Genomic DNA, 6,969 nt, shown 5'->3' on the forward strand with positions numbered 1-6,969 from the left:
TCTTTTCTATTATCTGTTACTACTATTGTAACACATTCCCCTTGTATTTTGGGGGTGAAAATCATACCAAAAAACTATCTTTCCTCGTGAAGAAAGATAGTCTTGAAAATCTTTAAAAGGGGACTTAGCGGTTCTCTCGAAACATACGTTCAAAAAAATCAGCTTCTTGATAACTTCGATTTTCAGGTAGGGTCAAATCTACATCCTCCTCCACGTCGTCCACTGTCAGTTCAACCGTTTGAGGTAAATTTTTCAAACGATAATGCTTTTGCCTTTGCCCTTCAATGCTAGCAAAATCAAGCAAATAGCCATTCACTCGGATTTGAACTAAAAGGAGATGATTGGTCATATTTTCCATGATGAGGATGTCTTCTAAACCACCTCTGGCACTCGGATAATCAGATACCCTGCGAATACGGATTTTTTCACACATGAGCAAGCTCCCTCATATCAATGATTTCATCGGCCTTATTCCAGACTAGGGGATTATGGGTCGCAATGATGATCATTCGATTTTCATCTTTCAAGCCCACCAAGAGATTCATAACCTCCTCTGAATTTTCAGGATCAAGAGCTGCTGTTGGTTCATCTGCCAAAATCAAGGGTGGATTTTTCAAAATAGTCTTCGCAAGGGCAACTCGCTGAGCCTCTCCCCCAGATAAAGTATAGATTTTTTGTTCTAGATCCAAATATCCTAGATTAACTTTTTCTAAAGCCTCCACTTGCCTTTCCAAACGTTCTACTTTTGAGATTTTCTGACCAACAAAGCCCAAATCCAAATTCTCTTTGATTGATTGGTTTTCTAAGAGGCCAAAATTTTGAAAGAGATAGCCCATCTGGTCTCGAAAATACTCACGAGTGGGAATGGTTTTTAAATCTTTCCCCTGATAGAGAACCCTTCCTCCATCTATCTTTTCTAGTTTGCCTAAGATATTCAGCAGCGTCGTCTTTCCGCTCCCACTCTTCCCGATTAAGGCATAGACCTTGCCCTTCTCCAGCTTGAGATTTAAACCAGAGAAAATCGCACGGTCATTAAACTTCTTTTCCAATCCTTGAATATCAATCATCTTATTTTCCTTTCAATACTGCCATGCTACCAGCTTCTTCTTTTTTGTCCTGCCTTACTAAAATCAAGAGGGCGTTAAGCGTAAACAAAGCTACAACTAGAGCGCTAATCAAACCATCTCTTGTCAAAATACTAGATAGGACTAAGCCAAGCAAGAGAACTCCTCCTTGCGCCAGTAAATACTTGCCATGAAGCTCATAGATTGTCATACCAGCAAGACGTTTAATCATAAGCTCCCGTCTGAACTGCTCAAAATAGAGAAGATTCATGGAATCAAATAACAAGATAGCCGTAGACAGGGTCAAAATCGTTCCAATAAGGAGAGAGTAAAACTCCACCCGTTTGTCATTTAGTACCTTTGCAAAAAATAGCTGGCTTTTTACCAAGTAAGAGACCTTGTGATACAGACCTTGCTCTTTTAGAGCGGTAATGCTGTCTCCATATCGATCTAGTTTCAAGGCACTATTAGCCGTAGTTCCCCACAACATCCCTGCAACAGGTCTTGTTCCAGTCGCTTGCGGCGTTAGAACTACAATAATCGGATCTTTTAGGTACTGACGTGTTGTCTTGTACCCATCATTATAGAGGAAGCGTTCCTGTCCTGTTTCTGTAAAATCTAGCCTTAGCTGTGGGAGGTAGTGTTTCTGACTCGTCACTTCTACACTTTCAGATGAAAATCTTTGCAGGTAATCTGTAAATAATCTTTGATAGTAGACAGACTGCTCTCGCAAGCTCTCAGGCAAAATCAGCCCAAACTCTCCCTCAGACAAGTTTTGCATCTTATCCATAAACTCTGAAGAAACGGTAATCTTTTCTTCTATCAGATAGCGCGGTGAGACATAGATAACATTCCCTGACGGTGTGTAGTCACTGAGACGATTGCCATCTAGGTCCACTTCTGCTCCATCTGAGAAATTGTCAACATTGCTCACAATATAAAAAGAGTCTGTATTGGCTAACCGTTCTTCAGTAAATGTCTGCCACTCACGATTATCCTTACGCATTCCTTCTTCATCGGCAAATGCACTAGACCAACCAAAGGATAGACGGTAACGGTCTGAGGACTGACTCCATTTATCGCTTGCCTTCTCCATCTCCTGCATTTCACGGTAGTGGGGTAGGAGAGTAGTCGCACTCGATCCGACAACCAGCACGGCCAAGAGTTGCCCCACCATCATCAATGTCATCATACGTTTGAGAGGGAGTTTCCCTTTCAATAGATCCACCAGACTATTTTCCTGTAAACCAAATAGATACACGACACTTAGTAAGGTAGAAAGCCCTGCCAAGGTCAATCCATAAAGTAGAAGAGCAATGATGACCAGTTGCACCGTTGCCATAAATAAGGCACCTTGATACCAGAGAATCCCCAATCCCAAAAGACTGGATAGCAGCACTGAGCAGATAAGCTGTCTCACATCTTCTAACACTGGTCTAAGAGCCACCCCAAACAAGCTCTCACCAGCGATTAAGCGAATCCCTGCCTGACGAAGGGACTTGATCCGATAAATCAGGGTCAGACTCATAAAGGTCAGCAGAAAAATGGCTAGACTCAGTAGCCCCATTGGGGTAGCAGCCAAGAGGACGACCATCGAAAATGCCTCTGTTCTATTCGAGACAACACCATTATAACCAAGTTCTTGCAGGGCGGTCTGTAAGCTCACTCCATCCAAACTCCCTGACACAATCAAGTAAGACCCTAATAAATCACTCGTTTCTGCACTCTCCTTGGAGGAAATGGTCAAACCTTCTGGAAACTCTCCCTGACCATAAGTGGCATAGGTAAAGCGTGTTTCTCCAGCTTCATTTGGCTCAACAATCCGACGAGCGATGAGACTATTGTGCTCTACCGCCAAGTGACTCAAAGCCTCTGTCAGTTTTTCTCGATCAGCTACTGATTGGTCTAGCCCAGTACCCATCACATCAACAGAGGGATAGTTACCAAATAAAATCTCTTCTCGATGGTCAACGGAAGTTATCACCATATAAAGCGATACCAATACCATTGAAATCAAAATAAATAAACGTTTCATCATTTCCTCCAAAAAGTTACTTGGTCACCTGCTAGAGAGATGACCAAGTAAAGCATTGTTATCAACTCACCCAGAAATGTTTTTACTTTCTCGTGTATAATTTTTAATAATCATAATAAAAGCTTACTTGCTCGCCCCACGCAGTACGAATCCAAGCTCGAGATGTTCCTCCTGCATCAGCATATCCCTTATCAGATGAACTATTCCATCTGCTAGAAACTGTTGAACTATGGTATTTTGAGGGGTGATAGTAGTTTGAGTAAGCACCTCCGTTAGCCGAACCATACGTCCAGACACCACCACCTGGATACTTAACCGCGGCCGATACTACTGCTACTCCTCCACCTAATGTTGCTACAAGACTCGCTACAAGGGCTAATTTTTTAACTGTTTGTTTCATATTGATACTCCTCTATTTTTTATTATATCATAAATATTTATTATATATTGTCTATTTTCTATTCAAGTAAAACTAAGTCATGGATCATAGACCTTTTCAAAGCAACACCTCATTACATTCTCCTTTCTATCCGTGCCACCAATCTCCAAAACTAAAATATGTTAAAAACATGATAAAACCAAACATATCACACCTCCTTATTTCTATGTCATCTATTATAAAACTTATATCAATAAACTCCAAGGACACCAATGTCCTTAAAATCTAATTCTTTCATATTATTTTTAGCTTATATCTAAAAAAACAGTCCTAAAGACGAACTTTAGAACTGTTTTGATGCGAGAACAGGGACATTTTTGTCACTGATTCACTATGTTTATAAATATTTTTTGACATCCTCTTGCCATTCCTCTGTCAATTTCTTTACTAGAAATTCATCTCCAATTAGCTGCGCAAATGTTTTAGAAGACTGATAAAATGATTCAGCTAAACTAAAATCTCTTTCTTCTCTTAATGCTTGCTTCCACAAAAACATAAATACAAGAGGTTTCTTTTGATAATCTTGAGTTTTATCCATAATTTCTTGTAAACACGATAGATAATCATTAAAACAATCAGTTACTCCTACCTTTTCAAGACAACACATTCCTGAAATAAGAGTATCTCTAATTATAAAGTAATTCTCTATTTGAGTTACCTTCTTCTGTTCCAAAAGAAAGAGCATTAGCTTTTCGATTTGATTTATAAATTTGGCAAGATCTTTTCTAATGAGCATTTGATAAAAAAACAAACGAATCAACAACATATCATTTGTTGAATAAACTTCTTTTTCTATGATCTGAGGCATATGTTCCTCAAGTATTAACTCTGCATATTCAGGCCTTCTAGTTCTAGAAGTATCCAAACACGCCTGCAATACTTCACATGCTAATTGTTCTTCTTTAGGAAGATTATCAAAGTATATTTTATAAATCTCTTCCAAACACGCTTCCTTCTTATCGTACTCCTCTTCTTTACCATAGATTGGTTCACGTAAAATCTGGTATTTCAATTCTAAATAAGCAGGAGGAAGAGCTGAAAAATCCGGCATAAGGCTATAAGCTGGAACTCCTAGCCGGCGAGCAATATAGTCTAACTTGGGCAAACTCGGTTGCGAAGCTCCACTTTCAATTCGCGACAGTTGACGAGCTGTCAGTTCTTGCTCATCTCCACAAAAATCTGGACGACTAATTCCTTTTTCTATCCGAATCTCTTTAATTTTTTGACCAATTAACATCAGACGTCTCCTCTTCTACCTGCTTCGAAAAATACTGTGAAACTTAAAAAATTGTAACGACTACATCTTTCCTACTCATAAGATTTCATAGCTTCTTCCACTTCTGCCAATGTGATCCCAAACAACTCTAAGCGTTTGAGGAGTTGCTTGCCGTTGGAATAGCCGATTCGGAGAGCCTCTCCTAGATATTCTCGTCGCTTACGACTATCTGCTCCCGCTAGAAAGCCAAGGCGAATCAAGTCGCTACGACTGATGTCAAACTGACTCTCATGTTCAAATTGTTCTGTCACCTGAGCTAGAGCCGTTTTCAGGTCTTCATAGCTGGCATGCTCAATTCCCAGAGAACGCCCCTTGGTTTTGGACTTAGGAACAGCTTCATCTCGTTTGAGGAAGGCATGCTGAACTGTTGGAATAGTCGTCATAATCATGCGACGAATCCGCTCCCCATTAAAATCTGGGTCTGTAAAGACAATGACTCCATGACGTTGGTGTAGGCGCTGAATCCGTTCTAAATCCTGCTCATTGATGGCAGAACCTCGTGTCTCATAGGTCTCTACATCGAAGTAACGTTTGAGATTGGCCGTATCATCGCGACCTTCAACTACGATGACTTGGGAAATTTTTTCTTTCATTACTTGCTGTCCAATCCAAAAATTCGCTCTGCATTTGCAGTCGTTGCTGCCGCTAGCTCTTCTGTCGTCATGCCACGCAAATCCGCGATAAAGTCCACCACATAGCGAGTATAGGCTGTTTTGTTTTCGCGACCACGCTTGGGTACAGGAGCCAAGTAAGGAGCATCCGTCTCCACCAAAATCTTGTCCAAAGGTAACTCTTTAGCTGCTTCTTGGATATCAGTTGCTTTCTTGAAAGTCACCACTCCTGAGAAGGAAATGGTCATACCAAGCTCGACAAACTTCTCTGCCCACTCAAGCGTCCCTGAAAATGAATGCATGATACCACCTCGAGAGCCAACTCCCTCGCTCTTGATAATCTCATAGGTATCTTCCAGCGCATCACGGGTGTGGACAACAAAAGGCAAATCCAAGTCCTTAGATAGCTGAATCTGACGGCGAAAAACCTGCTCCTGCACCTCTTTGGGCGCTGTCATCCAATGGTAGTCTAAGCCAATTTCACCTAAAGCCACAACCTTGGGATGTTTTAACTTATCCAACAAGTAAGCCTCAACTTCCTCTGTATAAGTACCAGCTTCTGTAGGATGCCAACCAATAGTCGCATAGAGCTGGTCATACTCATCTAACAACTCCAAGGCACGCTCAATCGTCGGTTCATCAAAACCAACAATATTCATCTGTGTCACACCCATCTCAGCAGCCAAGGCAATTTCTTCTGCCTCACGACCTGCAAATTCTTCTACATTCAAGTGTGTATGTGTATCAAAAATCATCTCTTCTAACCTCGTTTTCTATCTTCTATTATACCAAAAAAGAGGAGGGGTACCCAATTTTTCAGTTTCCCTCCTCTCTTCAATAGAACTATTCTGCTAGCTTTTCTACTCGATATTACCCATCTCCTGTCCCACAGTTAGAGACAGAAGAGACTGGTTACATTGATAGAATATCCCTTTTCAGCTAAAGTGTGCGATTATCTTGGGTTCTCACTTTTCTCACCCATCACTAGGATTGATGATTTCTCCAAATCCCCCTTATAATCTAACTTTAAGTAGAGAATAGAATTTTCTAGCTATCCTATTTTCTACGTCTAGCCTTTCTTCCTAGCAAAGCAAAACCACTTGTTGCCACCACTAGACCAAGACTAGCAAGTGCTGCACTTGATGCTGAACCTGTGTTAGGTAATTATTTGCCAGCAGGCACTTTAACAGTTGATTTTTCATCAGTAACTATGTACTACTCTAGATTCAATCTATTATATAAGAATGTTGAGTTACTAGCTCATCCTTCCATTATCTCTTATATTACAAAATACTCCATAATCTCCAGTAGAATAAATCTGGCTAGAGATTATGGAGTTATTTTCAGCCTTAATATCCTATCAAAAAATAATATTAAGATTCATTCAGTTAGATTTAGTTTACCAATTCACCATTAGCATTGACTCTATAGCCGTTTACTGTTGTATTAACTGCAAGCATACCTGATTCATCTACATAGTACCATTTCCCACTAACTTGGAACCATTGGCTAACTTTCATATCGCCATTACTGTTGAGGTAGTA

7 protein-coding genes and 2 pseudogenes are annotated in these 6,969 nt (G+C 40.4%); all 9 read right to left on the bottom strand.

Features of this window, described 5'->3' with window-relative positions:
* Positions 1–124: 124 nt before the first annotated feature.
* Positions 125–433 (bottom strand): hypothetical protein, encoded by a 309-nt coding sequence (locus tag B4W83_RS10045; RefSeq protein WP_000333264.1) that lies wholly within the window; start codon positions 431–433, stop codon positions 125–127.
* Positions 426–1,067, bottom strand: coding sequence for an ABC transporter ATP-binding protein (locus B4W83_RS10050; protein ID WP_000565529.1), 642 nt, complete (start codon positions 1,065–1,067; stop codon positions 426–428). The genes B4W83_RS10045 and B4W83_RS10050 overlap by 8 nt, the downstream gene beginning before the upstream one ends.
* A 1-nt stretch (position 1,068) precedes the next feature.
* A complete protein-coding gene (locus tag B4W83_RS10055; protein WP_000825240.1) occupies positions 1,069–3,099 on the bottom strand; it encodes a bacteriocin-associated integral membrane family protein in 2,031 nt (676 codons plus the stop codon).
* A gap of 103 nt (positions 3,100–3,202) precedes the next feature.
* Positions 3,203–3,499 carry a lactococcin 972 family bacteriocin gene (locus tag B4W83_RS10060; RefSeq protein ID WP_000815399.1) on the bottom strand — a complete coding sequence of 99 codons (297 nt, stop codon included), beginning with the start codon at positions 3,497–3,499 and terminating at the stop codon, positions 3,203–3,205.
* A gap of 376 nt (positions 3,500–3,875) precedes the next feature.
* Positions 3,876–4,775, bottom strand: coding sequence for a helix-turn-helix transcriptional regulator (locus B4W83_RS10065; RefSeq protein ID WP_000904825.1), 900 nt, complete (start codon positions 4,773–4,775; stop codon positions 3,876–3,878).
* 71 nt (positions 4,776–4,846) lie between these two features.
* A complete protein-coding gene (gene rnmV, locus B4W83_RS10070; RefSeq protein WP_000659998.1) occupies positions 4,847–5,407 on the bottom strand; it encodes a ribonuclease M5 in 561 nt (186 codons plus the stop codon).
* On the bottom strand, positions 5,407–6,180 hold the full coding sequence (locus B4W83_RS10075) for a TatD family hydrolase (protein ID WP_000575602.1): 774 nt from the start codon (positions 6,178–6,180) through the stop codon (positions 5,407–5,409). The genes rnmV and B4W83_RS10075 overlap by 1 nt, the downstream gene beginning before the upstream one ends.
* A gap of 301 nt (positions 6,181–6,481) precedes the next feature.
* Positions 6,482–6,610 (bottom strand): annotated as a pseudogene (locus tag B4W83_RS10085) (LPXTG cell wall anchor domain-containing protein); the annotation flags it as partial.
* 209 nt (positions 6,611–6,819) lie between these two features.
* A pseudogene (locus B4W83_RS10090) lies at positions 6,820–6,969 on the bottom strand (N-acetylmuramoyl-L-alanine amidase family protein); the annotation flags it as partial.

This window comes from Streptococcus pseudopneumoniae ATCC BAA-960 = CCUG 49455 (genome assembly GCF_002087075.1).
GTDB classification, from domain to species: domain Bacteria; phylum Bacillota; class Bacilli; order Lactobacillales; family Streptococcaceae; genus Streptococcus; species Streptococcus pseudopneumoniae.